20 protein-coding genes and 1 pseudogene are annotated in these 26,529 nt (G+C 66.1%); 9 read left to right on the top strand and 12 right to left on the bottom strand.

The window, feature by feature from the left end:
• Window positions 1-107 precede the first annotated feature (107 nt).
• Both M9952_15045 and M9952_15050 read left to right on the top strand, forming a co-directional pair.
• Window positions 108-1,280, top strand: coding sequence for a hypothetical protein (locus M9952_15045; protein ID MCO5314239.1), 1,173 nt, complete (start codon window positions 108-110; stop codon window positions 1,278-1,280).
• Window positions 1,281-1,284: 4 nt separating this feature from the next.
• On the top strand, window positions 1,285-2,256 hold the full coding sequence (locus tag M9952_15050) for a Rieske 2Fe-2S domain-containing protein (protein ID MCO5314240.1): 972 nt from the start codon (window positions 1,285-1,287) through the stop codon (window positions 2,254-2,256).
• Window positions 2,257-2,343: 87 nt separating this feature from the next.
• Here M9952_15050 and argC read toward each other — a convergent pair whose 3' ends face one another.
• A complete protein-coding gene (gene argC / locus M9952_15055) occupies window positions 2,344-3,369 on the bottom strand; it encodes an N-acetyl-gamma-glutamyl-phosphate reductase (GenBank protein ID MCO5314241.1) in 1,026 nt (341 codons plus the stop codon).
• Between the two features lie 132 nt (window positions 3,370-3,501).
• On the opposite strand from argC, the gene M9952_15060 reads away from it, so the two are divergent.
• Entirely contained in the window at window positions 3,502-5,424 is a 1,923-nt protein-coding gene (locus M9952_15060; protein ID MCO5314242.1) for a hypothetical protein, read from the top strand.
• A 51-nt stretch (window positions 5,425-5,475) separates the two neighbouring features.
• On the opposite strand, the gene pheT is transcribed toward M9952_15060, so the two are convergent.
• Both pheT and pheS read right to left on the bottom strand, forming a co-directional pair.
• Window positions 5,476-8,052, bottom strand: coding sequence for a phenylalanine--tRNA ligase subunit beta (gene pheT, locus M9952_15065; protein MCO5314243.1), 2,577 nt, complete (start codon window positions 8,050-8,052; stop codon window positions 5,476-5,478).
• A gap of 56 nt (window positions 8,053-8,108) precedes the next feature.
• Window positions 8,109-9,146: a phenylalanine--tRNA ligase subunit alpha gene (pheS, locus tag M9952_15070; GenBank protein ID MCO5314244.1), complete on the bottom strand. Its 1,038-nt coding sequence runs from the start codon at window positions 9,144-9,146 to the stop codon at window positions 8,109-8,111.
• A 130-nt stretch (window positions 9,147-9,276) separates the two neighbouring features.
• On the opposite strand from pheS, the gene M9952_15075 reads away from it, so the two are divergent.
• Complete coding sequence (locus M9952_15075) at window positions 9,277-10,452, top strand: alpha-hydroxy-acid oxidizing protein (GenBank protein MCO5314245.1); 1,176 nt, start codon at window positions 9,277-9,279, stop codon at window positions 10,450-10,452.
• 142 nt (window positions 10,453-10,594) lie between these two features.
• On the opposite strand, the gene M9952_15080 is transcribed toward M9952_15075, so the two are convergent.
• Entirely contained in the window at window positions 10,595-10,939 is a 345-nt protein-coding gene (locus M9952_15080; GenBank protein MCO5314246.1) for an antibiotic biosynthesis monooxygenase, read from the bottom strand.
• A 195-nt stretch (window positions 10,940-11,134) separates the two neighbouring features.
• Between M9952_15080 and M9952_15085 the strand changes: the two genes are divergently transcribed.
• The gene (locus tag M9952_15085; protein MCO5314247.1) at window positions 11,135-12,049 is read left to right on the top strand and encodes a hypothetical protein; all 915 of its coding nucleotides are present in this window, start codon (window positions 11,135-11,137) and stop codon (window positions 12,047-12,049) included.
• Window positions 12,050-12,154: 105 nt separating this feature from the next.
• On the opposite strand, the gene M9952_15090 is transcribed toward M9952_15085, so the two are convergent.
• From M9952_15090 to infC, 4 genes and pseudogenes are all read right to left on the bottom strand, one after another.
• Window positions 12,155-12,985, bottom strand: coding sequence for an RNA methyltransferase (locus tag M9952_15090; GenBank protein MCO5314248.1), 831 nt, complete (start codon window positions 12,983-12,985; stop codon window positions 12,155-12,157).
• Window positions 12,986-13,014: 29 nt separating this feature from the next.
• Entirely contained in the window at window positions 13,015-13,401 is a 387-nt protein-coding gene (rplT, locus tag M9952_15095) for a 50S ribosomal protein L20 (GenBank protein ID MCO5314249.1), read from the bottom strand.
• Between the two features lie 41 nt (window positions 13,402-13,442).
• The gene (gene rpmI / locus M9952_15100; protein ID MCO5314250.1) at window positions 13,443-13,637 is read right to left on the bottom strand and encodes a 50S ribosomal protein L35; all 195 of its coding nucleotides are present in this window, start codon (window positions 13,635-13,637) and stop codon (window positions 13,443-13,445) included.
• A 142-nt stretch (window positions 13,638-13,779) separates the two neighbouring features.
• Window positions 13,780-14,268: pseudogene (gene infC, locus M9952_15105) on the bottom strand (translation initiation factor IF-3).
• A gap of 377 nt (window positions 14,269-14,645) precedes the next feature.
• Between infC and M9952_15110 the strand changes: the two are divergent.
• The 3 genes from M9952_15110 (at window position 14,646) to M9952_15120 (ending at window position 17,390) form a co-directional block, all read left to right on the top strand.
• The gene (locus M9952_15110) at window positions 14,646-15,188 is read left to right on the top strand and encodes a hypothetical protein (protein MCO5314251.1); all 543 of its coding nucleotides are present in this window, start codon (window positions 14,646-14,648) and stop codon (window positions 15,186-15,188) included.
• 180 nt (window positions 15,189-15,368) lie between these two features.
• Window positions 15,369-16,697, top strand: a complete 1,329-nt coding sequence (locus M9952_15115; protein MCO5314252.1) for a cytochrome P450 — start codon at window positions 15,369-15,371, stop codon at window positions 16,695-16,697.
• A gap of 99 nt (window positions 16,698-16,796) precedes the next feature.
• Window positions 16,797-17,390, top strand: coding sequence for a TetR/AcrR family transcriptional regulator (locus tag M9952_15120; GenBank protein ID MCO5314253.1), 594 nt, complete (start codon window positions 16,797-16,799; stop codon window positions 17,388-17,390).
• A gap of 22 nt (window positions 17,391-17,412) precedes the next feature.
• On the opposite strand, the gene M9952_15125 is transcribed toward M9952_15120, so the two are convergent.
• From M9952_15125 to hisG, 3 genes are read right to left on the bottom strand one after another with little or no spacing between them, the layout of a single operon-like run.
• Window positions 17,413-19,200 (bottom strand): M3 family oligoendopeptidase, encoded by a 1,788-nt coding sequence (locus M9952_15125; GenBank protein MCO5314254.1) that lies wholly within the window; start codon window positions 19,198-19,200, stop codon window positions 17,413-17,415.
• A gap of 10 nt (window positions 19,201-19,210) precedes the next feature.
• On the bottom strand, window positions 19,211-19,432 hold the full coding sequence (locus M9952_15130) for a cold shock domain-containing protein (GenBank protein MCO5314255.1): 222 nt from the start codon (window positions 19,430-19,432) through the stop codon (window positions 19,211-19,213).
• A gap of 2 nt (window positions 19,433-19,434) precedes the next feature.
• Window positions 19,435-20,310 carry an ATP phosphoribosyltransferase gene (gene hisG, locus M9952_15135; GenBank protein ID MCO5314256.1) on the bottom strand — a complete coding sequence of 292 codons (876 nt, stop codon included), beginning with the start codon at window positions 20,308-20,310 and terminating at the stop codon, window positions 19,435-19,437.
• 56 nt (window positions 20,311-20,366) lie between these two features.
• Here hisG and M9952_15140 point away from each other — a divergent pair, with 56 nt between their 5' ends.
• Entirely contained in the window at window positions 20,367-21,194 is an 828-nt protein-coding gene (locus tag M9952_15140) for an RNA methyltransferase (GenBank protein ID MCO5314257.1), read from the top strand.
• Window positions 21,195-21,320: 126 nt separating this feature from the next.
• Here M9952_15140 and M9952_15145 read toward each other — a convergent pair whose 3' ends face one another.
• On the bottom strand, window positions 21,321-25,901 hold the full coding sequence (locus M9952_15145; protein ID MCO5314258.1) for a fibronectin type III domain-containing protein: 4,581 nt from the start codon (window positions 25,899-25,901) through the stop codon (window positions 21,321-21,323).
• Between the last annotated feature and the right edge of the window lie 628 nt (window positions 25,902-26,529).

Here is a 26,529-nt window from a genome sequence, read left to right on the forward strand (position 1 = left end):
CGGCACCCACCGGCGTTGCCACGACGATCGGGGCTCAATCCCCGCCGAACTGGTAGGTTGCCCCTCGCTGGTTGACACTGGTCAACCAGCGATCCAGGGGGAACACGATGAACGACCCGACCGGTCGCCGCACACCGATTCGCGTCGCCCAGGTCGCCACCGGCAACCTCGGCACCGAGATGATCAAACGCCTACGCCACCAGCCCGACCTCGAGCTGGTGGCGTTGCACTGCTACTCCCCCGACAAGATCGGACGCGACGCCGGCGAGATCGTCGGAATCGAACCGGTCGGCGTCGTCGCAACGGCCACGGTCGACGAACTCATCGCCGCCAAGCCCGACTGCGTCACCTTCCACGGGGTCTTTCCCGACCTCGACATCTACCTGCCCGTCCTCGAAGCGGGCATCGACCTCGTCACCACCGCCGACTGGATCACCGGCCACCACCGGGTCGCCAACCACCCACACCCGTCGGGACGCACCGAACGCGAGTTGATCGCCGAGGCCTGCGAACGCGGCGGATCCACGTTCTACGGCACCGGCATGAATCCGGGGCTCGCACAGATCCTGACCATCGTGCATTCGGCCGACGTCACCGAGATCGAACGGGTCCTGTGCAAGGAGTCGGTCGACGTGTCGTGCCACCACTCCGTCGAAACCTGGAACGAGGTCGGCTTCGGGCTCCCGGTGGATGATCCGCGGGTGCCCGCAATGCTGGAGAAATACACCCGCGTGTTCGAAGACGCCGTTCGCCTCATGGCCGACTGTTTCGACCTGGAACTCGACGAGGTGCGTTTCGACTACGAGTTGGGCGCCTGCACCGACGACATCGATCTGGGCTGGTACCAACTCCCCAAAGGGTCGCTCGGCGGCTGCTATCTGAAGTACCTCGGAATGGTCGACGGTGTGCCACGTATCGAGATGCACCTCGAGTGGCAGATGACGCCACACACCGCGCCGAACTGGAACATCCAGGGGTGCTACATCACCCAAATCGACGGTGACCCGTGCATCTACTCCAAGCACCTGATCCTGCCGAAGCCGGGCACCGACTTCAGCTCCGCCGCCGCATTCGCAGCGGTCGGCATGACCGTGACCGGGATGCCGGCGCTCAACTCCATCCGTGCGGTCGTCGACGCCCCACCGGGAATCGTGACGAGCGCGGACCTGCCGTTGCGCGCCTTCGCCGGGCGCTTCGCCGAGTCGGTCGTCGGGACTGCCGAGTCGGTCGGCGGGACTGGCGGGACGGGCGGGACTGGCGGGACGGGCGATGGCGCCTGAGGCGATGGCCGCGGGTGGGTCCGGCGGCCGATACCCGTTCCCGACGGTTCCCGACGGCTGGTTCTCGATCGCCCCGTCCGATCTGGTCGGCGCAGGTGAGGCCGTGCCGGTCACCAGCCTCGATCGGGACTTCGTGGTCATGCGCACCGAAACGGGGACGGCGCAGGTCTTCGATGCCCACTGCCCCCACCTCGGAGCGCATCTCGGGGTCGGCGGAATCGTGTGCGGCGAGACCCTCACCTGCCCATTCCACGGGTGGGTTTTCGATGCCGAGGGTCGCCTCATCGAGGTGCCGCGACTCGACCGTCGACCGCCTCGAGCGACGTTGCCGACGTGGCACACCCGCGAACTCAACGACCGGATCTTCGTGTGGCACCACGCGTCGGGCATCGACCCCACCTACGAGATCACCCCCTATCGCACCGATGGCGCCTGGACGCCGTGGAACATCAACTCCTATCGGGTGCGCGTCGGGGTCCAGGATCTCACCGAGAACATCATCGACTCGTCGCACTTCTGGATGGTCCACGACATGGAACCTCCGAGCGACGACCGCCAGATCGTCAGCTTCGATGGGCCGTCGATGGTCGTCGATCAGCATTTGAAGGTGACCGCGGTGGATGCCGCCGGCTTCGAGGTCCACTCGGTGACGACCACCAACGGCCCCGGGATCGTGGCGGTCGAGGTGCGAGAAGCGGGCCTCGACATGTTGACCTACATCACCCAGACGCCGATCGACGGCGAGATCACCGAGATCACCATCCACTTCTCGATGCGCGAGCTCGACGACCCCGAGGCCACCGCCGCGATCGCGGCGCTCAACGACCAGGTCACCAACACACAATTCGCCCAGGACATCGCCATCTGGGAGAACAAGGTCTACCGCCAGCGGCCGATCCTCACCGCGGTCGACGGGCCGGTGCACGAGTACCGGCGATGGTTCCGCCAGTTCTACTCATCGCTCGGGGACACCTGACCCGCGCCACCAGCCTGTTCTCCGATAACCAGTGGTCGTGATCACGACCACTGGTTATCGGAGAACGGGCGCAAGAGCGCTGGCGGGTTACGGGGTGAGGCCGACGCGGGGCAGGCCGAGCGTCTCGTCGAAGCCCGCCATCAGGTTGAGGCACTGCAGCGCCTGGCCGGCGGTGCCCTTCACGAGGTTGTCGAGCGCGCTCAATACGATCACCGTGTCGGTGCGTTCGTCATATCGGCCGGTCAGGTGTGCCGTGTTCGAGCCCTGCGTGGCCTTGGTCGAAGGAATCCGGTCGCTCACGACGACGAACGGCGAATCAGCGTACGCGTCACGCAGCACCTCCATCACGGTCTCGGTGGATGTGCCCGCGGTCGCACGACCGTAGATCGTGGCGAGGATGCCTCGGTTCATCGGGGCGAGGTGCGGTGTGAACAGCAATGACGCGCCGGTGTGGGCCTCCATCTCGGGGGTGTGACGGTGGTTCATGAGTCCGTAGGCGGTGAAGTCCTCGTCGACCTGACAGAACGTGGTGTTCGGCTTGGGTGGACGGCCCGCGCCAGACACGCCGGAGGCAGCGTCGACGATCACGCCTCTCGGCTCGATCAACCCGGCGGCGACGACCGGCGCCAATCCGACAATGGCCGTGGTGGGGTAGCAACCCGGAGCAGCGACGAAACGGGCCGAGCGCAGTTCGTCGCGGTACAGCTCGGGCAATCCGTAGGTGAAGCGTTCCAGCAGTTCGGGCGCGGTGTGAGGTTCTCCGTACCAGGTCGTGTACTGATCGGGATCGCGAAGACGAAAGTCGGCAGCGAGATCGATGACGAACTCGACATTGTCGACGAGGGCCGGCACCAACGCCTGCGAGGCGCCATGGGGCAGCCCCAGGATGACGGTGTCGACCTCGGAGAGCATCGAGGCGTCGAACGTCGCGAAGCGAGCGTCGCCGTAGGCTGCTGCGAGCGACGGGTAGAGGTCGCCGATCGCCGTACCGGCCTCGGAGTTTCCGGTGGCCCACACGACCTCCACCCCGGGGTGACCGACAGCGAGGCGCAGCACCTCGGATCCAGCGAACCCAGAGGCGCCGATGATTCCGATCTTCCGGACGTTCTGCATAGTCATGCACCCTATCGCATAGCTGGCGAGGATGCATGACCACGCGGAGCTCAGCCCTCCCATGCCCACCCTGGGTGAAATTACCCATGCAATTTATCGAACGCCCGTTCGTTTTATGGTTACAATGAACACATGTTCGATCCCCTCGCATCACGTCATGAGCGTTCCGGCACGGCCGGGAACGACGAGGCGACGTCGAACGCGACATCGAACGCGACGTCGAACGCGGGCACCGGTTCTGACAGCCGCCGACATCGCGCCGAGGTCGCAGAGAGCTACGCCGACTACGACAACCTCGAGGCGCAGATCCGCACGCTGGCTGGCGAGATCAACGCGGCTCACGCCCGCCTCGCGATCAAGGTTGCCGATCTGACCTCGCATCAGCGGTACAACGCCGGTGGAGACTGGCGGTCGGTGATCCACTGGCTGGTCGTCAACTGCGGAATGACCCGCTCGACGGCACAACAGGTCGCCCATGTCGCCGAGGCCGTCTCCGAACAAGCGATGCCAACCGTCATGGAGCGGGCGAGCCAGGGCGCCGTCTCGCTTGGCATGGCGGCGATGGCGGCTCGGGTCGCCTGCCCCGAAAACGACGAGGCGCTCGCCTCCATCGTCACCACCGCAACCACCCCACAGGCGGCGCGGGCCTTTCGCTGGTACCGCAAGGTCCGCCCCGAGGCCGAGGAAAGCGCCGAGAAAGGCGCCAACGAAAGCGCCGCGGAAAGCGCCGCGGGCAACGACGGCGATGGAAGCGCCGCGGGCAACGACGGCGATGGAAGCGCCGACGGTGGAACCGGAAGCGGCGCCGGGCCTGACGGGGAACCCGACGACTCTGGCACCTCTACGGGCGACGATGACGCTCCCGGCCAGACCTCCGGTTCTGCCAACGGTGCCGATGGCAACACGACGGCCGTACCGAACCCACCCGTCGGCCCCGGAGGCGGACACACCGACGAGATCGACGTCACCGACGACGACGAGACCTACTGGCGAACCTGGCACGACGAGCACGGATTCTGGCGGGTCAACGGCAGGGCGCCACTCGAACTTGGCGCACTGCTCGACGAGGCCTTCGAGGCCGCACGACGCAGCGCCCAACGCAACGAGAGATTCGACGATGAGCCCGAGCGCGCCGCCGCGGCCAACAGCGCAGGCGACACCGGGCGTTCCAAACAGGGCGATACCGCCGGTGACCCCGCAGCGGGCGACACGACGGGCGCACCCGTGGGCGACATCGCGAGGACTGCGTCAGGCGACTCAGCGGACGCCGCACCCGATTCAGGCGCCGCACCGGGGCCAGACACCCCACCCGCTTCCAGCAGCGATCGACCCGAGCGGAACCCGGTTCCCTCCAACTACTCGATCATGTATCACTTCGGCCGGCTGGCCCTAGAAGCGGCCCGTTCCCACAACCTGACCCGTGAGGGCAACGAACCGTTCTGCGTGAATGTGCTGATCGACATCGACACCCTCGTCACACAGAAACTCCGTCCCGACTCGGTCGCCACGCTGCTCAACGGCGCCGACCTCACGCCCGACATCGTGGCGATGCTCGCTCGAGCCGGGACACTGCAATTGCTCTGGCATCAAAAGGGGGTGCCGCTCAAACTCGGCACCGAGCACCGCTTCGCGTCACCGGCTCAACGAAAGGCGCTGCGGTTCCAGTACGGCGGCTGTGCCGTCCCCGGTTGCGGGCAGTCGCGTTTTCTCCACTATCACCACGTCCAGCCATACCCGCACGGGCCGACCGACCTCGACAACCTGGTCCCGATCTGCTCGTTCCACCATCGCCGTGTCCATGGCGGGCACCTCGATATCACGATCGTCGATGGCATCGCCGAGTTCCGTGACGGACGCGGAAGCCTGCTCGGCAACACGTTGGCACGCCACATGGTCGAGGGCGCACCGCACCGGCCGAGCGAACAGTCCTTGCGCGACCACATCGACAACACTGCCATCGACAAGTACACGGCTAAGCCATGCGGGGGTGGCGCACCACTCACAGCGTGGGCACTCGACACCTGGGTTGAGGGCCTCCTCTACCGCCCCCGATGAAGGTGGCGCTGAGGACGCTCCACACTGGTCATGTCGATGTGCCGGCCGCCGCTACCGCAACGTCGCGCCGTGGCCGTTCGATGCTGCCTCGATGAGCCGTTCGCGCACCGCCGCAATCTCGGCGTCCTTGAGCGTGTGGTCGAGCGCCTGCACCCGGATTCGGTAGGCCAGCGAGCGACCACCTCCACCGGTTGAGGCCGCGGCACCCGAGGCATCGCCCGCGGCACCCGGGGCATCGCCCGCGGCACCCGGGGCATCGCCCGCGGCACCCGGGGCATCGCCCGCATCACCAACGCCACCCGCGGCGGCACCGGCGGCGCCGCCACGAAAGACGTCGAACAACTCCACCGACACGACCTCGGGCGCGGCACCCCGCAACGTCTGTCCCAACACATCTGCGCCGACCGAGTCCGCCACCCGGAATGCGAGATCGAAATCAGCGCTGGGCATCCGACTGATTGGACGCGCCTTGGCCTCGCTGCGCGCCACACTCAACAGGCCATCGCCACCGTGCCAGGCCTCGGGGCCGCCGAGGGTGAACGATACGTAGGCCACCCGTTCGGAAATCCCGTGTCGCTCGGCGACCGCCGGATCGATCTCACCCACAACTCCGATGTCGGCACCCTTTTTCTTCGAGCCGGCGCGGATCACCCCGCTGCGTCCCGGGTGCAGGCCGCCGACCGGCTCGTTACGGATGGTGACCGGACCCACCAGGCCGAACAGCGTCGTCATGCGCCGTGCCAACTCCACGGCGTCTCGCGCATCGCGACCGGCGAGCACCACGGCGACCTCCTCCCATTCCACCGGCAACCCGCCATCGGGGGCCGCGGCGAAGCAGTGGCCGATCTCGAACAGCCCGACACCGACCTGACGATGTGTCGCGTTGTACCCAACCGTCTTCACCAGACCCGGCAACAGCGAGGTTCGAAGTACCGACTCCTCAGCGACGAGCGGATTGGCGACTCGCACCGCATCGGCCCGAACCCCGGAGTTCTCCGCATCACCGGGCGCGAGGAACGCCATCGGGGTGACTTCGTTCAACCCAGTAGCGACGAGGAACCGGCGCAGACGACGGATATCGACCTGTCGATCGGTGAGGCCTCCCCCGGTCGGCGACTTCGGCAGCGTCTTGCCGAAACGGCCATAGCCGTGCAGCCTCGCGACCTCCTCGATGGCATCGATCTCGGCGGTCGAATCAGGGCGCCACGACGGCACCTCGACCGCGAACACATCGGAATCGATCACCTCGGAATCGATCACCTCGGAATCACCCGCCACGCCGCCACGATCCGAGGTGGTGAACCGGATCGAGTCGAGATACCCGCGGATCTCCCCGGTCGACAACGAGGATCCGAGAATTGCGTTCACCCGCGCTGTTCGTACGTCGAAACGCGCCGGCTTCGGCGTGTTGCCTTCTGCGACGACGACGCCGGGGTGCAACGTCGCCCCCTGTGCAACGAGCAACTGCGAGATGCGCAGCGCAGCCCGCTCGGCCATCTCCGGGTCGACGCCCTTTTCAAACCTGGCCGACGCCTCCGAACGCAACCCCAGCCGCTTCGAGGTGAACCCGATTTCCTTGGGGGCGAACCAGGCGGCCTCCAACAGGACGGTCTCGGTGCTGTCGCCGATCTCGGTGTCGGCACCACCCATCACGCCGGCGATTCCGACCGCAACATCCGCACCATCGACGATCACCCCGTCTCGAGAGACCAAGGTTCGGGTCTGCCCGTCGAGGGTGACGATCGTTTCCCCTTCCACGGCCCGGCGCACGCCCAGCGCACCGCCGGACACCTTGGCGAGGTCGTAGGTGTGGTTCGGCTGTCCGTACTCGAGCATCACGTAGTTCGAGATATCCACGACGCTGTTGATCGGGCGCATCCCGAGGTGGATGAGTCGCTGTTGCATCCACTCCGGCGAGGTGCCGATCTTGACGCCTGTGAGCACCCGAGCGGTGAATCGACCGCAAAGGTCCGGATCCGAGATCGACACCGACGCGACGTCGGCCGCCGGCGAACCCGATTCGGCAACATCGATTTCCGGAAGCACAAACTCCAGGCCGAGGCCGGCAGCGACATCGCGGGCGATACCGATCACCGACATGGCGTCGGGGCGATTCGGAGTGAGGTCGAGGTCGAACAGCGCGTCGGCTTCGATGCCGAGTACGCCGGCGATCGGAGCGCCGATCGCCGCCGATTCATCGAGGATCAGGATTCCGGAGTGGTCGTCGCCGATCTCCAACTCGCGGCCCGAACACATCATGCCCTCGGAGAGTTCACCGCGAAGTTTGCGCTTCTCGATGACCATCCCGCCGGGCATGGTGGTGCCGAGCGTTGCGAGCGGCACCTTGTCTCCGACCTCGAAATTCGTGGCGCCGCAGCAGATGTGCAGCGGCTCGCCGCCAGCACCGATGTCGACGCGGACGAGTTGGATGCGATCGGCGTTCGGGTGCGGCGAGCGCTCGAGGACCTCGCCGACGACGATTCCCTCGAGATTGCCGAGTCGCACGACCTCCTCGCAGCAGAGACCGAGCTCGGTCATGTGTTCGCCGAGCGCCTCGGCGTCGCCGCCAATCGGATGATCGAGGAGTCCTGGAACGTACTCGGCGAGCCAGTTGTGAAGAACCTTCATCGTGTGCTTTCTGAGCGATGGTGAGGAGCAATGGTGATGAGCAATGGCGGCGACGGCTAGAACTGCGCCAGGAATCGGACGTCGTTGGTGACGAACTCGCGGATGTCGTCCATGCCGTGGCGTTGCATCGCCATCCGTTCGATCCCGAACCCGAACGCGAACCCCGACCACTCCTCGGGGTCGAGCCCACAGGAACGCAACACGTTGGGGTTGACCATGCCGCAGCCGCCGAGTTCGACCCACTCCCCCGATGCGGTCGTCATGTCGAACTCGGCAGACGGCTCGGTGAACGGGAAATACGACGGCCGAAGGCGGGTGCGTCGATCGGGGCCGTACAACGCCTTCACGAACGCCTCGATCGTTCCTTGCAGGTCGGCGAACGTAATGCCACGGTCGACGACGAGCCCTTCGATCTGGTGAAACACCGGCAGGTGGGTGGCATCGGCGGTATCGGAACGAAACGCCCGGCCCGGGGCCACGATGTAGATGGGAGGCTCCTGGCGCATCATCGTTCGGACCTGCACGGGGCTGGTGTGCGTGCGCAACAGGATCGTCTCGGGCTCTCCCGCCTCGAGATACAGCGTGTCCCACATGGAGCGGGCCGGGTGCCCCTCGGGCATGTTGAGCGCCTCGAAGTTGTACCAGTCGGTCTCGACCTCGGGCCCTTCGGCGACGGTGAACCCCAACCCGCAGAACACGTCCTCAAGCCGTTCGAGGGTCTGGGAGATCAGGTGCATGTGGCCGACCGACGCGTCGACGATTGCCTCGGACAGATCGAGGCGTTCGGCCTCGAGACGCGAGGCTCGCTCGGCGGCCTCGAATGCGTCTCGACGCTGCGCCACCAATGCCTCGAGTGTCGTGCGGGCCTCGTTGAGCGCTTTGCCCACCGACCGCTTGCCCTCGTGATCGAGCGCGCCCATTTGAGACTTCAGTGCCGACAGCTTCGACGCTTTGCCGAGGTGGTCGCTGTCGGCGTGGCGAAGCGCATCGAGAGAGTCGGCGACGCCGATAGCCTGCTGCGCCGCCTCGACGATCGACGCGATCTGGGCGAGGAGGTCACCGCCGGACGAGGAACCGGATGGAGAATCGGACATCCGTCCATTCTGCCCGCTCAGCCGCCGACGCCGCGAACCCATTGCGGCGAGGCCGACGGCGCAAACCCGTCGACACTCCCCCGCCCCGTCGACATCGGCCATCATGGGGAACGGCTTCAAGGGGGCGCACGTGGCGAATCACGGAGATTGGCAACTCGGCATCTACTTCGACGGACTTGAGGGGGTGACCCCCGAGTTCCCCATGACCTTCGACGAACTCGAGGCCGCCGCGCACGAGGCACTGGCACCACATCTTTGGTCCTATGTGTCGGGCGGTGCGGGAAACGAATACACCCAACGGGCCAACGTCAGCGCGTTCGAGCGCTGGGGGCTGATCCCGCGAATCCTCGCCGGGGCCGCGCAACGCGACCTCGGCGTCGAGATGTTCGGGGTCGCCTACGACACTCCGCTGATGCTCGCCCCGGTGGGGGTGATCGGGATCTGCGAACAAAGCGGCCACGGCGACATCACGACGGCGCACGCTGCCGCCGCCACGAACACCCCGATGATCGCGTCGACGCTCATGCAGGATCCGATGGAGGAGGTGGCCGCCGCGCTCGGCGATACTCCGGGGTGGTTCCAGCTCTACCCTCCCTCGGATCGAGACGTCTGTGAGAGCCTGATCCGCCGAGCCGAGGCCGCCGGTTACCAGGCCATCGTCGTCACCGTCGACACGCTCACCCTCGGCTGGCGCCCCCGCGACCTCACCATCGCGAGCTTCCCGCAGCTCAACGGTTTGTGCCTCGCCAACTACTTCAGCGACCCGGTGTTTCGGTCCAAACTTGCGGTGCCGCCCGAGCAGGACCCAACCGCAGCGACCGGCGCGTGGGCGTTCGGATTCGGCAACCCCGGCATGGACTGGAATGACCTGGAGTGGATCCGTTCGGTCACCGATCTACCGCTGCTCGTGAAGGGGGTGAATCATCCCGACGACGCCCGCAAGGCGCTCGATCATGGGGTGAACGGCATCTACTGTTCGAACCACGGCGGACGACAAGCCAACGGCGGAATCCCGGCGATCGACCTGTTACCCGACGTCGTGGCCGCGTGCGGGGATGCGCCGGTCGTGTTCGATTCGGGTATCCGCTCGGGTACCGACATGGCCAAGGCGCTGGCCCTCGGCGCGACCGCCGTCGCCATCGGCCGCCCCTACACCTACGGGTTGGCGATCGGCGGACAGGCCGGTGTCGAACACGTCATCCGCAGCCTGCTCGCCGAACTCGACCTCCTCATGGCGGTCGACGGCTACGCGTCGGTGTCGGATCTCACGCCCGACGCCATGCGCCGCGTCAGCCCACCCGCCTGACGGTTCCGACACCGCATCGCAGCAACCCGCCGTGGGAGCTGCCCGCGCCAGCGCGACGCGGGTCAGGCGCGCCGCTGGTTCAGGCGCGCCGCGGGTCAGCGCGCCGCGGGGTGAGCGCGCCGCGGGGTCAGCGCGCCGCGGGTCAGGTCGGCTTCGACTCGAGCACGACCTCGAACTCGAGAACAGCCGACCCCGTGGCAACCGGCCCTGCGCCCGGATGACCACCAGCAGCGCCACCCGCGCCGTCAGCATGGCCGTGACCCTTTGCGAAATCCGCCGAGTTCACCCAGTTGTCGAAGTCCTCGGCCGTCGCCCAGTGCGTCACGATGAAGTAGCGCTTCTCCGCTTCGCCCGTGGGCCGCAGCATTTCGAACCCGCGGAACCCGGGCGCCTGGTCCACAGCGTGCAGGCGAGCGGCGAAACGCTCCTCGAGTGTGGCTCCCAATCCCTCGGGAACCTCGATGGCATTGATTCGTACGACAGTCATGGGGCGAGCCTACGACGCCGCACCGCCACGCACGACCGACGGCGACGATCTATGGCGACGACCGACGACGACCACCACCACCTGTGACGGCCGACACTGAGGGGCATCAGAGCGCCGAGGATGCCCTTGTATGAGTTGAAACTCTGTCTAAACTGCTGAAGATCGTCGAGCCGGGTTTTGAGGAGCTTCTGAGGCATGGGTGCGTGGAATCGAACTGACGACGCATCGCCCGATCGGGCGAACGGGCGATTGCGGAGGTGGCGCTATCGCCTGACCCGCGCCCGCGAGCAATTCCTCCTGTCATGGGCCGACTATTCGCTCGCCCAACGGGTCAAGGGCATCGGGCTCTCGGGGGCCGTCGCCGCCATCGCCATCGTTGTCATCGTCGGTGGACGAGGCCCTTCAGGTGCGATCATCATCGCCCAGGACTCCGCCCGCTCCGAGAGCAGCGCTGAGGCCAGCCCCGAAGAAACCGCTCCCCCGGCGACGGTGCAACTCGACGGGGAGACCCTCGCGGTGGAGGAAATCGATGCGACGGCATTGAGCGATGAAGAACTGATTGAGATCCTGCACCAGATGAACGCCGCGGCCCTCGCCGAGGTCATGGGAGCGACCGAGGAGCGAACCGACTCGGGCACCGAAACGACCACCCGCGACGGGAACACCACCACCGCCAAGAAGGCCAAGCAGCCGAGCCGAGCCGACCTCGAAGCGTTGTTCGCCGCGATGCAACGGGAGGCGGCTGCCGCAACGGCGCCGGCCCCGGCTCCCACGGCGTCGGCCACACGCGCCCCTGCCACGACCAGGCCGCCGAGAGCCACGACGACCGACGAGCCCACCACCACCAAGCCGCCCAAGACCACCACGACCGACGAGACGACCACCACCAAGCCGCCCAAGACCACCACGACCGAGGCGCCCACCACCACCAAGCCCCCCAAGACCACGACGACTGAGGCTCCCACCACCACAAGGCCGCCGCGCACCACCACCGAGGCCCCAACCACCCAACCGCCGACGACCGAGCCCCCAACCACCCAGCGCCCAACCACTCAACCTCCGACGACCGAACCGCCGGAGGGACCTGGCGAGCCGGGCCCGGAGGACTGAACCCGTAGGTCACCGAACCCGCCGGCCGCTGAACCCGCCGGCCGCTGAACCCGTAGGCCGCCGACCTCAGCCCCCAAGCCGCAACGCGTCAGGCACGACCTTGCGTCAGGTCGCGGTCAGGCGCCTGCGCATCGACTCGAAGGCCAACACCGTGCCGGCCATCGCGACGTTGAGCGATTCGGTCGCTCCGTCCATGGTGATGGTGACCGCCGAATCGCACGCGGCGATCGCTGCCTCGTCGAGACCGTGTGCCTCGTTACCCAACACGATCGCCATCGCGCCATCCAGCGGAGCCTCGAGGTGACTGACTCCCCCGCGCGCCACCGCTGCTACCGACGCGATACCACGGCGACGCAGCGCGTCGAGCGCCTCGTCAAGACTCATGTCCGACCCGACCGCGATGGCGAGCCGAAACATCGACCCCGCGGAACCACGCACGACCTTCGGGTTGTAGAGGTCGACACTGTTTCCCAACAACACCAACCCGGCGGCCCCGGAACTCTCGGCGGCGCGCAGGAGCGTGCCTGCGTTTCCCGGGTCGTTCACGTCGACCAGCACCAGTAACGGTCGGCTGCGGTCGGCCGCCATCTGCGCCACGTCCTTGAGCGGCCGATCCAGGGTCGTCTCGGCGATCGCACACACCGGCTGCGGGGACACGGCGCTCAACACCGAACCCAGCACGCCGCTCGCGACCTCAAGCGTCTCGACGCCGTGGGTCGCACCCAGGTGTCGGAACCGCTCGCGTAGCCCGTCGTGTGCGGCGTCGACGAAGACGGTTCGCACGGCAACGCCGGCCTCGAGCGCTTCGCTCACCAGCACCGGCCCCTCGATGACGAATTCACCGTCGGCGTGACGCGCACTGCGGCGCCCCGAGAGGCGCCGCAGTTGCTTGATTCTCGAATTTGAGGCGCTCAGCGCCCCCGATTCGTCAGCCATCGATTGGGACCGACCTCGACGGTGCCCGATTACGCGGCGTTCGCGGCGTTCGACGCCTTGGCATCGTTGGCCGCCTTGGCGGCTTCGACGAGGGCCGAGAACGCGGCCGGGTCGACCACGGCGATGTCGGCGAGCGACTTGCGGTCGATCTCGATGTCGGCGGCCTTGAGGCCACCCATGAACCGGCTGTAGCTGATGTCGTTGAGACGGCAGGCCGCGTTGATGCGCTGGATCCACAGCTTGCGCATCTCGCCCTTGCGGGCACGGCGGTCGCGGAACGCATACTGCCCCGCATGCATCACCGACTGGTTGGCGACGCGGAACGTGCGAGACCGGTTGCCGTAGTAACCCTTCGCCTTCTTCAGTACGTTCTTGTGCTTCTTCTTGGCGTGAACGCCACCCTTGACACGTGCCATTGGGAACTCCTCGTTAGATCTGGTGGGGTGTCAGTAGGCGATCAGATGCCGAGCTGACGACGGACACGCTGAGCATCGCCCTTGGGAAGCTCGGCCTCACCGGCAAGGCGACGGGTGCGCTTTGACGGCTTCTTTTCGAGGATGTGGGACCGGTTGACCTTGCGGCGCATGATCTTGCCGGAACCAGTCACCTTGAAGCGCTTCTTGGCGCCGCGGTGGGTCTTCATCTTGGGCATGTCGTCACGATTCCTTCGTTGCTTCCTCCGACCCGGCGCCGTCGGCGTCGAGCGGGATTTCTGTTTCGGCGGCATCATCCGCCGTACCGGCGGCCTCTGCTGCCTCGGCGGCCGCACGCTTCTGAGCGGCGGCCTGAGCCTTCTTGTCGGGACCGAGCACCATGGTCATGTTGCGACCATCCTGCTTCGGAAACACTTCGACCCGACCAACGTCTGCAACCTTCTCGGCAACCTGATCGAGGATCTTGCGACCGAGTTCGGGGTGTTGCATCTCACGACCACGGAACATGATCGTGATCTTCACCTTGTGTCCCTCGCCGAGGAACTGCTCCACCTTGCGGGTCTTGGTGTCGAAGTCGCCGCCGCCGATCTTGGGGCGGTACTTCATTTCCTTGACCGTGATGTTGGTGGCCTTCTTGCGGGATTCCTTGGCTCGTTGCTGGGCCTCGAACTTGTACTTGCCGTAATCCATGATCCGGCACACCGGAGGATTGGCGTTTCCGGCGACCTCGACGAGGTCGAGTTCGGCCGCTCGGGCGATGGACAGGGCCTCAGGCAGGGTCTTCATGCCCAGCTGCGCTCCGTCCTGACCGATGAGTCGCACCTCACGGGCGCGAATTCGGTCATTGATCCGAGGTTCATCATTGCGTGGTGGTGGTGCTATGACCCGACTTCTTCCACTCACACGTCCTTTCGACGTTGGTTCGTTTGGGTGGCGACCCCATCCCCGGTCGGAGTTCGAGCGGCGCCCGAAAACGCTGACAGCGGATGTCGGAATCGTCGACATCCGCTGCGAACATCCTGGTCGGGCGACGACGTGTCGCACGGTGAGATGGTCTCAAGCGTCGACGCTGGCGCACTCGGTGCCGGGGATACCTCATCGAGGTGGACCCCACGGGGAAACCCCGCTGCGGTGGTGGCCAGGTGGGGCATGCCCGGAGGCGGCCCACTTTCCGTTGAGTTGCGGGAACTACACTAGCACTCCCGACCAGACAAAGGACAGTTCACGTGAGCCTGTGGACCCCGGACGGCGAACGCCCCGTCCCCCCGAAGCAATCGACCACCCAGCCGTCCTCCTCCCCGACCGCAGCGCAGGCCGCGCCTCAGAGCGCATCGGTGCGAGGCCAAGGCGGCGCCGCGATCGAGGTCACCCCCGAGTTGGCCGAGGCGCTCGCCACCGCCGGAATCGATGTGGCGACGCTGTCCCCCGAACAGATCGCCGAAGCCACCCAGATGCTCGCCGAGATGGGTCGGGTTCGCCAGGAGATGCTGGCGGTACCGGCGTCGGAGATCGTGGCCAATCACCTCATGGGGATTTACGAACTCGGCGCGATCCACCTGGGCGAGAATCCTCCCAATTTCGCCGAGGCCACCATCGCGATCGAGGCGCTGCGAGCGGTGTTGGATCGGCTGTCGGGCAAGTTCGCCGACGCAGAACCCGTTCTGCGTCAGGCGCTCACCCAACTTCAGCAGGTCTTCGTGGAGTTGAAGGAACAGGTCGAGGCACGGCCGGGCTCACCCGCCGACGAATCCGACGATCCCGACGCCTGAACAACCCACACCCTTACGACGTGCCGGCCTGCGTTCCTGCGGCCGGCACGTCCGCGTGCGACGAGCATCCGGCACGCATCCGGCAAGCGCCCGGCACGCATCTCACCGACCGGCGGACACCTCACCCCGACCCCTCGGATGACCTAACAAACGAACGTTCAATTAGGTAACGTGGGCGCCATGACTTCCGTGTTCACGCCCTCATCCCAAGCTGCCGGCAATCCCGCGGCAGTCGACCTCTCCAAGATCGACTTCACCGACGCCACCGTCTTCGACGACCCGTGGGACATCTACGCCGCGCTGCGCGAGCTCGACCACCTCCACTACGACGCGATCAACGACCTCTACATCGCGCCCCGCCACGAAGACATCTTCCACATCAGCCGCAACAACGACATCTATGTGTCGCGCTATGGCGTGCGTCCGAAGATCGCCGGCGACATGTCGATCATTACCCTCGACGGCCCTGAACACATCGCCACCCGCCGGCTCATCAACGCCGGCTTCACGCCCCGCCGGGTGCGGGCGATGATGCCCCACATCCGCGAACTCGCCGGCCAGCTCATCGATGACGTCATCGACTCCGGCCACATCGATTTCGTCGAGCAGTTCGCCATCCACGTGCCCCTCATCATCATCTGCGAACTGATGGGACTCGATCCGGCCCAGCGCATGGACATGTACCGCTGGAGCGACCAGATGATGGCGGGCGACGGCCACGTCGACGGCGACGACCCGGTGCTGCTCGCGGCGGCCGAGGCCTTCGGCGAGTTCGCCGTGTTGTGCATGGGCCTCATCGCCGAGCGCCGCGAGGACCCCAAAGACGACCTCATCTCGATCCTCACCAAGGCCTACGACGAGGGCGGCCTCGAGCGTGAACACGAGAAGGTCTATCAGGGGGTCGACGACGCGACCCGCCAGGCGATGCTCGAAAAGTCGGCCCTCAACGACGACGAGCTGTTCGCGTTCCTCGCCGTGTTGATGGTCGCCGGCAACGAGACCACCCGCAACGCCATCACCGGCGGCCTGCTGGCGCTCAGCGAGTACCCCGAACAGAAGCAGTTGATGATCGACAACCTCTTCAACGACGAGTTCATGGACCCGGCGATCGAGGAGCTCATCCGCTACGTGACGCCGGTGCTCGGCTTCGTTCGCACGGTCGAACAGGACCACACCTATCGCAACACCGACCTCAAGAAGGGCGACCGCGTCCTGATGCTGTACGCGGCGGCGAACCGCGACGAGCGCGCCATTTCCAACCCGGACGTCTTGGACTTCCAGCGCCCGGAGAATCCGCACATGGCCTTCGGCATCGGCCCGCACTATTGCCTCGGGGCCAACCTCGCCCGAATGGAGGTCAAGCTGGTGTTCCAGGAACTGCTCTCCCGCATGCCCGACATCACCGTCCCCGCGGGCGCGAAGGTTCCCCGCGGCGAGTCCTCGCTCGTTCTCGCACTTCAGCACATGCCGGCCGATTTCACCGCCGGCGGGTGTCCGGTCGCCCACTGAGCCGACCCGGCCCCTGCCCGGCCCCTGCCCCACCCACCCGGGGCCGGGCAGGGGCCGCACCTTTGCCCGACAAACGGACCGCATGAGAGCCACCGCACCATGACTGACGACGTGACAACCTCCGGAGCCGGACGGCCGAACCAGCGCGAGTTCATCCTCGACACCGCGTTGCAGCTCATCGCCAACAACGGTGCGGCGAAGATGTCGATGCGCCAGTTGGCCAAACAGTGCGGCCTGAACGTCGCGGCGATCTATCACTACTTCGAGAGCAAGGATGCCCTGGTCAAGGCGGTCGTCGACGAGCGCCAGTACGGCGCCCGCATGGCCGAGATCGTCGAGGTCGACGCGTCGCTGTCGGCCGAGGACCGGCTGTTCGCGGTGTTCATGGTCATCTGGGACGGAGCGATCGCCGAGGAGGAGGTCTGGCGAATCCTCCTCGGCGAAGGCCTTCGTGGCGAGCCCTCGGTCATGGTGGTCGGCCGCGACCTCATCGAGACGATCTCCCCAGCGTTGACCGAGTGGATCGGCCGGTCGATTCCCGAGTTGCCCAACAGCGAGGCCATCGCGTCGCTGCTCGCCGGTCAGATGTTCACCGGGTTCATCCGGCACATCTTCGAACCCGAACTCGACACCGCGGTGATCGGCAAGGAACAGGGCAACGCGCTCGTCACCGCGATCTTCGCCGGCCGCTGAACGCTCTGCCAGCGCGACTGATTCAGATCCTGCCCGCCGCCCGTGCCGCCGCCTCGGTGTCGTCGAGCAGCTTCGCGATGATGTCGAGCCCGCCGTCCCAGAACCCCGGATCGGCCAGGTCGATGCCCACGATTCGGCCGAGGTCCTCCGGCGACATCGAACCTCCGGCGGAGAGCATTTCGACATACCGCGGCACGAACCCCTCGCCCTCTTCGAGGTAGCGCGCATACACCGACAGCGCCAACAGCTGTCCGTAGGCATAGGCGTAGACGTAGCCGGGGGTGTGGATGAAGTGCGGAATGTAGCTCCACCACGATGCGTAGTTCTCGCTGACGTCGACCGCGTCGCCCAACATGTCGCGCTGGGTCGCACTCCACAGTTCGCCGAATCGGGCCACCGACAGCTCGCCCACATCGCGCCGCTCGGTGTGCACCGCATCCTCGAAACGGTTCATCGCGACCTGACGAAAAACCGTCGCAATCTGGTCTTCAAGGTGTTCGGCCAGAAGCGGCAGGCGTTGCGCCGGGTCGTCGACCCCGTCGAGCAGCTTGCCGAAGGTGACGGTCTCGCCGAACACCGACGCCGTCTCGGCCAGGGTCAGCGGGGTGGACTGATGGAAGATCCCCTGGCTGCGCGCCAGGTAGGCGTGCACCCCGTGGCCGAGTTCGTGCGCGAGGGTCAACACGTCGCGGCGCTTCGAGGTCCAGTTCAACATCAGATACGGGTGATGGGTCGGCACGGTGTAGGCGCAAAAGGCTCCGCCGCGCTTGGCCGGCCGCATCGGGGCGTCGATCCAGTCGTTGTCGAAGAATTCGCGCACCACCCCGGCGATCTCAGGTGAGAAGCTGCGGTAGGCGTCCTCGACGAGCGCGGTGGCCTCCTCCCAACCGAATTCGGTGTCGTCGTGCACGACGGGCGCGGAGCGGTCCCAATCGTTGATTCGCTCGACCCCGAGCATCTTGGCCTTCATCGCATACCAACGCTGCGGGATGTCGTAGCGCGCGACCACGGCGTCGATCAGAGCCTGCACCGACTCATCGGAGGATTCGTTGGACAGGTTCCGCGCCGAGATCCACGACGGGTAGCCGCGCAGCCGGTCGTCGATCGACTTGTCGACGAGCAACGTGTTGAAGATGAACGCGCGGGTGCGCAGGCCCGGCTCGAGTCCGGCGGTGACCGCCTCGGCGACCGTTCGACGTACCTCGGGGTCGGGGTCCTGAATCTTGGCGAGCGCTGCCGACAGCGGCACCTGCTCGCCGTCAAGATCGACGGTGATGGCGCTCGCCTGCTCGTCGTACAGCCGCGACCAGGCCTGGGATCCGGCGACCGAGGTTTCGGCCAGCACGACCTCCTCGGGTTCGCTCAGCATGAACTGCCGATAGCGGCGGATGCTGGCGAGGTGGTGACGCACGAAGGCCAGCCTCGGGTCGGCCTCGAAGGACGCTGCGGTGTCGTCGTCGAGCTCGGCGAGTTCGAGCTCGATGAAGATCAGTCGGGAGCCGAGGACGGTGCCCTGCTCTTGAACCTTCTGCATCAGCGCACCGACCTCGGGGTCGTCGGTGGCGACGGCGAATTGCAGGCTGGCGTAGTTGCCGACCCGGCCGAGCTTGTCGTTGAACGAAGCGACCTTGTCGAAGAAGGTCGCAAGCTCGCCGGCGTCGAGTTCGCCGAGGCGACCCCGGTAGGCCTCGAGCGCCTCCACATCGGCGGTGGCCGAGGCCATGAACGCCTCGACTCCCTCGAGTTCGGAGGTTTTCAGCAGCGGTTCGAGGTCCCAGGCGACATTGTCAACGGAGGTGGCGGCAGTCATGGGGTTCAGCCTACGCGGGGGTGATCCCCGCGGCTTCCCACCGGCCCAGACGCGCGGGCCTCACGACGAAGTGAACCTCGGCGCCCACCTCGGTCTGACGCGATCCGTCCGCGATCGCCGTGCAGTGGAACCCGTAGACCGTGCCGTCGTCCGCGGTGATCTCGCCGATTCCCCGCGGGTCGTCCCAGGTGGTGACGGTTCCGCTCAGGACGGATTCGGTGGCGACACTCACGTTCAGTGCACGATCTTCGACAGCGGCAATTCGATGATGTCGCTGGCTCCTGCGTCTTTCAGCGCCGGGATCAACACGTTGATCTGACGCTTCTCGACGACGGTCTCCACCGCATATCCCGACTGCCCGTACAGTTCGTTGACCGTCGGCGTCTTCATGGCCGGCAGTTTCGAAATGACCTCGTCGAGGTGGGCGGCGGCGACGTTGAGCTTCACCACGACCTTGGTTCGGGCCTCGAGCACGCCCTGCAGCAGGGTCATGATCTGCTCCATGGCGTGACGTTTGTCGGCGTCCTCGTACACCTCGGGGTTGGCCACGACCTCGGTGTAGCTCTGCATGATCTCGTCGATCACCTTCAGGCCCGCAGCGCGCAGCGCTGAGCCGGTTTCGGTGATCTCCACGACGCAGTCGACGATGTCGGGGATCTTCGCCTCGGTCGCCCCGTAGCTGAGCCGGATGTCGGCCTCGATCCCCTTGGATTCGAAGAATCGGCGGGTGATCTCGGGATACTCGGTGGAGACCCGCACCCCCTGGGGCAGGTCCTCGACGCGGTCGACCGGCGAATCCCCGGCGACCGCCACGACCACCCGGATCGGGTTGGAGGTGGCCTTGGAGTACTTCATCTCGCCGAGGGACACGACCTTCGAGGAGGTCTCCTCGACCCAGTCGCGCCCACAGATGCCGATGTCGAACAGGCCCTGGGCGACGTAGGACGGAATCTCCTGGGGGCGGAGGATCCGGACGGTGGCGATTCGGGGGTCGTCGATCGTGGCGGTGTAGGTGACTGCCGAGTTGCGATGGATGGGAAGATCCGCGTCGGCGAACAACTGAAACGTCGCCTTCTCGAGCGATCCCTTGGGCAGCACCAGATTCAACATGGCGCCAAAAGTAGTGCCGCGGCGACAGGGTCTCGAAATGAATAGCATCTGAACTCGTGACCCCGATCCACCTGACCGACCCCGACGACCCACGGGTGAGCGATTTTCGACGGCTGAACGACACGGCGTTTCGACGTTCGGTCGAGGCTCCGGGTCCGTTCCACAAGGGAATCTTCATCGTCGAAGGGTGGTTGGCCGCCCAGCGCCTGGGGAGGTCGCGCTACGGCGCCCGCGCGGTCCTGGTGGACGAGGCCCGCCTCGAACGCGCGGCGGAACAACTCGGGCACGTGCGCGCCCCGGTGTTCGCCGCTCCCCGGGACCTGTTGGATGAGATCGTCGGGTTTCCGCTGCATCGCGGGGTCGTGGCGAGCGCCGATCGCGGGTTGGCGGTGCTGGCCTCCACGGTGATCGGCCGAGGCCGGAACCTGGTCGTGTGCGAGGGCATCAACGATGCGGAGAACCTCGGCAGCGTGATTCGCAACGCGGCAGCGTTGGGGGGCGATGGTTTGCTCGTGGATGCCACGACCTGTGATCCGCTCGCGCGACGCACGGTGCGGGTGTCGGTGGGGTGGGCGCTGCGGCTCCCCTTCGCACGCCTCGCGCTGGCCGACGGGTTGTCGGCTCTCCACGAATCTGGGGTGACGACCGTGGCGTTGACCCCTCGTCGCGACGGGGTGGATATCGATGAGGTGGTGCAGCGCAAACTGCTCGGGGATCGCGTCGCGGTGATTTTGGGGGCCGAAGGCCACGGACTGAGCGAGGCCACCATCGACGCCGCCACAATTGCGGTGCGTATCCCGATGTCGACAGAGGTCGATTCGCTCAATGTCTCGGCTGCGGCCGCGGTCGCGATGCACCGCCTCTTCACCCTCCTTCAGCGCTGAGTACTTCGGCAGCCAAGGCCACCCGAATCCCGCTTGAAAACCTCGAAACCCGCTTCTGAGGGTGCACTTGTTGCACGCTCAGAAGCGGGTTTCGTTGAACGGGAGCGAGTTTCGACTGGCGAAGGGTTAGAAGGCCGCCCGACGTCGGCGTTGCGTGCCGACGATTGCTGCACCGGCAGCGACCGCCATCAACGCCACAAGTGCGAGACGACGAGGATCGGATCCGGTGAAGGCCAACAGGTTTCCAGCAGAGGACGGCAACGACGCGACCTCCATCGGAGAATCACCCTCGGTGCTGTGAACCACGATGCCGAACACATAGGTCTTCGACGGATCGAGTCCGGTGATCGTGCACGAGGTCTCCAACGGGCTCGCTGGTCGACACGACGCTCCCCCCGGTTGTGCGGTCACGGTGTAGCCCGTAATGGTCGCGCCGTTGAGCGACCGAGGCGCCTGCCAGCTGATCGTGGCCTCGCCACCCCGCATCGTCACCGATGCATCGGCTGCGGGTGCGGGCGGTCCGGCCGGCGTAGTTACCACGACCGCGGACTCGACACCGTCGCCAACCTGATTCACCGCTCGAACGGTGAACGCATAGGTGACCCCGTTGTCGAGACCCGAGATCTCACAGGGACTCGATTGACACGACACCGTACGAGCGCCGGGCTGAACGGTCACGACATAGCCCAAGAGCGGAGCACCGTTGGACGTTGCCGCATTGAAGCTGATCGTGGCGGACCCATTTCCCGACTCGACGCGCACTCCACTCACCGGGGCAGGCGCACCCGCAGGGGTCACGCTGATCGGTCCGGCCGGCTCGCCGACACCTGCGCTACTGAGCGCACGAACGGCGAACTGATACACCGTGGCGTTGGTCAGCCCCGACACGGTCACGACCATGGGATGAGCCCCCATCGTCGACACGGGTGTCCACGTCAACCCACCATCGGATGAGACCTCGTATCCGGTGATCGGCGTGCCATCGGCGACAGCCGGTTCGAACTCGAGGGTCGCAGCGGTGTCACCGGAGCGAATCGAGAGCTGTGAGGGGGCACTCGGTGGACCTGCCGGCGTGATCTGTGAGGACACCGCCGATTCTCCACCGAGGCCAACGGAGTTCTCCGCAGCGACGCTGAACGAGTACCCGACCCCGTTTGTGAGACCAGGGATCGGGCATGGCGACGATGTGCACCACACTGTCCCGGCCCCTGGGGAGATCGTGACTCGGTAGCGGCCGATCGCGGCACCACCGTTGTCTGTTGGAGCCGCCCAGGAAACCACCGCAGCTTCGTTGCCACGTGAAACGCCCACCGCTGTTGGTACGCCGGGCAAGGTGGCCGGCACCACCGCTGCCGAGGATGCTGAGGGAGCCGAGGACCCGACTTCGTTGATGGCCGTCACCGCGAAGGTGTAGGCGGTTCCGTTGCTCAGAGCATTCACCGTGCACGGACTGGCCGAACACGCGACCGTTGCACCGCCGGGCGAAGTGGTGACGACATAGCCCGTGATCGGGGTACCTCCATCGCCGCTGGGAGGGGTGAATGAAACAACGGCCTGCCCGTTCGTGGCCATAGCGACCACCGACGTCGGTGCGTCGGCCACCGTTGCCGGGGTGACGGCGTTGCTGGCTGGTGAGCTCGCGGAATTGCCGACATCGTTGAGCGCTGTCACCGTGAAGGAATACGAGGTGCCGTTGGCGAGGCCCGACACGGTGCAGGGGCTTGTCGAACATGTGGCCACCGCGCCACCAGGCCATGCGGTCACGGTGTAGCTCGTCACCGCGGATCCACCGTCTGATGCGGGTGCGTCAAAGCTCACCACGGCCGACTGGTTGGCCCTGCTCGCGGCGACGTTGCTCGGAGCGCTGGACACCGTCGCGGGGGTCACGCTGTTCGACGGCGAGGATTCGACCGAATCGCCTTCGCTGTTCGTGGCCCGAACGGTGAACGTGTAGGCCGTGCCGTTGTCGAGACCGAGCACATCACAGGGGCTGGCCGAACAGGTCGCCGAGGCTGCGCCGGGGGCCGCGGTGATCGTGTAGGACGTGATCGTCGCACCACCGTCGAAAGCAGGCGAGCTGAACGTGACACTCGCGCGCCCATTGCCTCGCGATGCATTCACCGAGGTCGGCGCATCGGGCACGGTGGCCGGGGTGACGCTTTGTGGCCCTGCATGGGGGCCAGCGCCGACATCGTTGACGGCACGAACCCTGAAGGAATATTCCACGCCGTTGGAAAGCCCGCTCACCGTCGCGCTCAACGAGGAGGTGCCCGTCGTTGCCAGGGTTTGCCATCCAGCACCATCGATCGAAACCTCATATGAGGTGATCGCTTCGCCGTTGGCGGCCGCAGCGTCGAAGTTCAACACCGCCGACTCGTCGCCGCGCTGCACCACAAGGCCACTTGGCGTTCCGGGTAGCGCGGCCGGGGTGATTGGCGCGCTCGGCGACGAAGCCGCGCTGTCGCCGATGAGGTTCGTTGCCCGCACCGTGAAGGTGTACGCCGTGCCGTTGGTCAGACCTGGCACGCTGCAGGGGCTTGAGGAGCACGTCACCGTGGCGCCTCCCGGAGATGAGGTCACCTGGTAGCCGCTGATCGCGGATCCGCCGTCGGATGCCGGTGCGGTGAACGTCACGATCGCGTTGCCGTCGCCACGCTGCGCAGACACGCCGGTCGGCGAGGTCGGCACGGTCGCTGGAGTGACGGCATTGGATGCGGTCGATCCTGGCGAATAGCCAACGGTATTTATTGCTCGAACGGTAAATGTGTAGCTGGTTCCGTTCGTCAATCCGCTCACCACACAGGGGCTGGTGGCGCACAACTCGACGACGCCGCCGGGCGCCGCTGTCACCTCATAGCCGGTGATGGCATCGCCGCCATTCGAAGCTGGAGAGCTGAACGAGACGCTCGCCTGTCCTGCTCCTCGCACAGCGCTCACCGACTGCGGAGGCCCCGGTACCGTTGCCGGAATTACCGCTGCACTCGCAGCGGAAGCGACCGAATCACCGACACCGTTGGTCGCGACCACCGTGAAGGTGTATGAGGTCCCATTGGTCAGCCCCGTGATCGTGCACGGCGACATCGAACACGCGGCCGTGATTCCTCCTGGGGAACTGGTGACCGTGTAGCCGGTGATCGTCGACCCGCCATTGGAGGCTGGCGCCGTGAAGGACACGGTGGCTTGTGTGTTACCTCGCGTGCCGCTGACTGCGGTTGGCGGCCCAGGAACGGTGGCCGGGGTCACCGCCGCGGAGGCAGCCGATGCCGGCGAGGTGCCGAGGGCGTTGGTTGCACTGACCGTGAAGGTGTAGGGGGTGCCGTTGGTCAAGCCGGTCACGAGACACGGACTCGCTGAACAGGTTGCGGTGAACCCGCCGGGTGCGGAGGTCACCGTGTAGCCGGTGATCGGGGATCCGCCGTTCGAGGGAGCGGTAAAGGTCACGGTGGCCGACGCGTTGTGACGCGTCGCGCTCACACTCGAGGGCGCGGCCGGAGGGCCCACGGGGGTGATGGTTGCGACATTGCTCGCCGCGCCGTTGCCGACGCTGTTGATCGCTCGGATACGGATCTGTGTGGAGGCTCCGTTGGTGAGGCCCGCGACATTCGCGTTCTCCGTGGTGACAAGGTTGCCGTCGACCGTGGTGGTCGAGGTCGAGGTCGTGAGAGCGCCCCATGCCGCTCCATTCACTGAGACCTGATATCCGGTGATGGGCGCGCCGCCATCGACAGGTGGGCTCCAGCTCAGCGCTGCTGAGGCATTGCCCGCGGTCGCGGTGATCGTCGGGGCTGCCGGTGCGGTCGGGGCATTGGCGACGGTCACGTTACTGTTCGCCGTGATCACTCCCGAAAACCCGGTGCCGAGGGAGGGATCGGTGTTGGCCTTGCCGCCGAACTCCACGATGTAGCCACTAGCTCCGCTTGCGGTGGCCGGCAGGTCGTTCCAGGCTCCTGCGGTTCCGTTCCAGTTGGTCACGCCAACCCATTCGCCCGAGTACCCACCGCTGCCGCCCCCCGCATCGTTGGGCTCGTTGGAGGCCCACGCACTGAAGTAGCTGCCGGGGTTCACAAAGCCACATACAGCAGCGATGTTGTTGCAGATGCTGATGATTCCACCCTGGATCGGGCTTTGATTGGCCCCCGCAATCCAGCGCCACACCCGGGGATAGGGGGTGCCCGACACGCTTGCGAGAACCTGGGTTCCATCGCTCGCACTGCTCGCATAGGCACGCGCACCGAACCAGACGTTGGTCGCGTTCGCGATACGAGTCGAGACGAAGGTGTTGACGGTCGAGTCCGGAATCGTCGCAAGGTAACCGGGTTGTCCGTTGAAGCTCATGGCACGAGCTGCGGCCTCCGCTGCGGTCCACGAAATCCCCGAGTTTGCGACGTACTTGTAGAAGTGCTGGTTGGAGGCGAGGTAGTAGGAGTCGGCCTGTGCGACCATCGCGGTGAGCGACACCTTCGCTGTTCCGCTCGTGGCCGTTGTCGTGATGGCGGCGCTAGCAAGCCCCGCGTTGATATTGGCCTGGGATCCGGTGAAGGTGATCGAGTTCGTCCCCGACCAGCTGTTGTTGTATCCGAGGGTCAAACCGGTAGTCGTGCTGATCGACACGGTTCCGAGGTTGGTTGCCAACGTCGCCTGGAGGGTGTTGACCGTATCACCGGAGATGCTCAGCCCGGTGAGGGGTGTGGTGGCGTTCAATGGCACCCGTGAGTTGGTCGCGGATACCACCGACAAAGTGCCCGATGCCCCGGCCGATGGAAGGGGACCGACGAGCGCTGCCAGGAGCCCAAGCACCACCGTTACAGCAGCGAGTGGCAATCTCGGGAGATATCGACGCGAACGAGTTCGGCTCCTGGCGGTGGTTTTGGCAGGCTGGGAACAGGTTGTGGACACGTGGAGCCTTTGAAACGGTGACATCGCGACGATCGCGAAATCTGCTTACTCCTCCAGATCGGCAACTCTCGTTCGAACGTTCGTCGATATCCACCGATTAGTCCGAATTGCCCCCGCGACCCCCACCGTCCCCAAAACTGTCGAAACCCGCTTCTGAGCGTGCACTTTGGCACGCTCAGAAGCGGGTCTCGGGGAACGGATCGAGCGCCTGCTCAGTGCGCGCCGGCTCAGTGCGCGCCGGCTCAGTGCGCGCCGGCTCAGTGAGCGCCGGCTCAGTGAGCGCAGTTCTCGTCGTGGACGTGATCGGGCAGGTACTTCTCGGCGAGCAGCGCCATCTCGACCGCGGTGCGGGCTCCCTCCTCGCCCACGTTGTGGCCGCCGGCGTCCTCGGAACGGTCGAGGGCCTGTTGGAGATTCTCGGTGGTCAGCACACCGAAGA

The organism is Microthrixaceae bacterium (assembly GCA_023957975.1).
GTDB lineage: Bacteria > Actinomycetota > Acidimicrobiia > Acidimicrobiales > Microtrichaceae > JAMLGM01.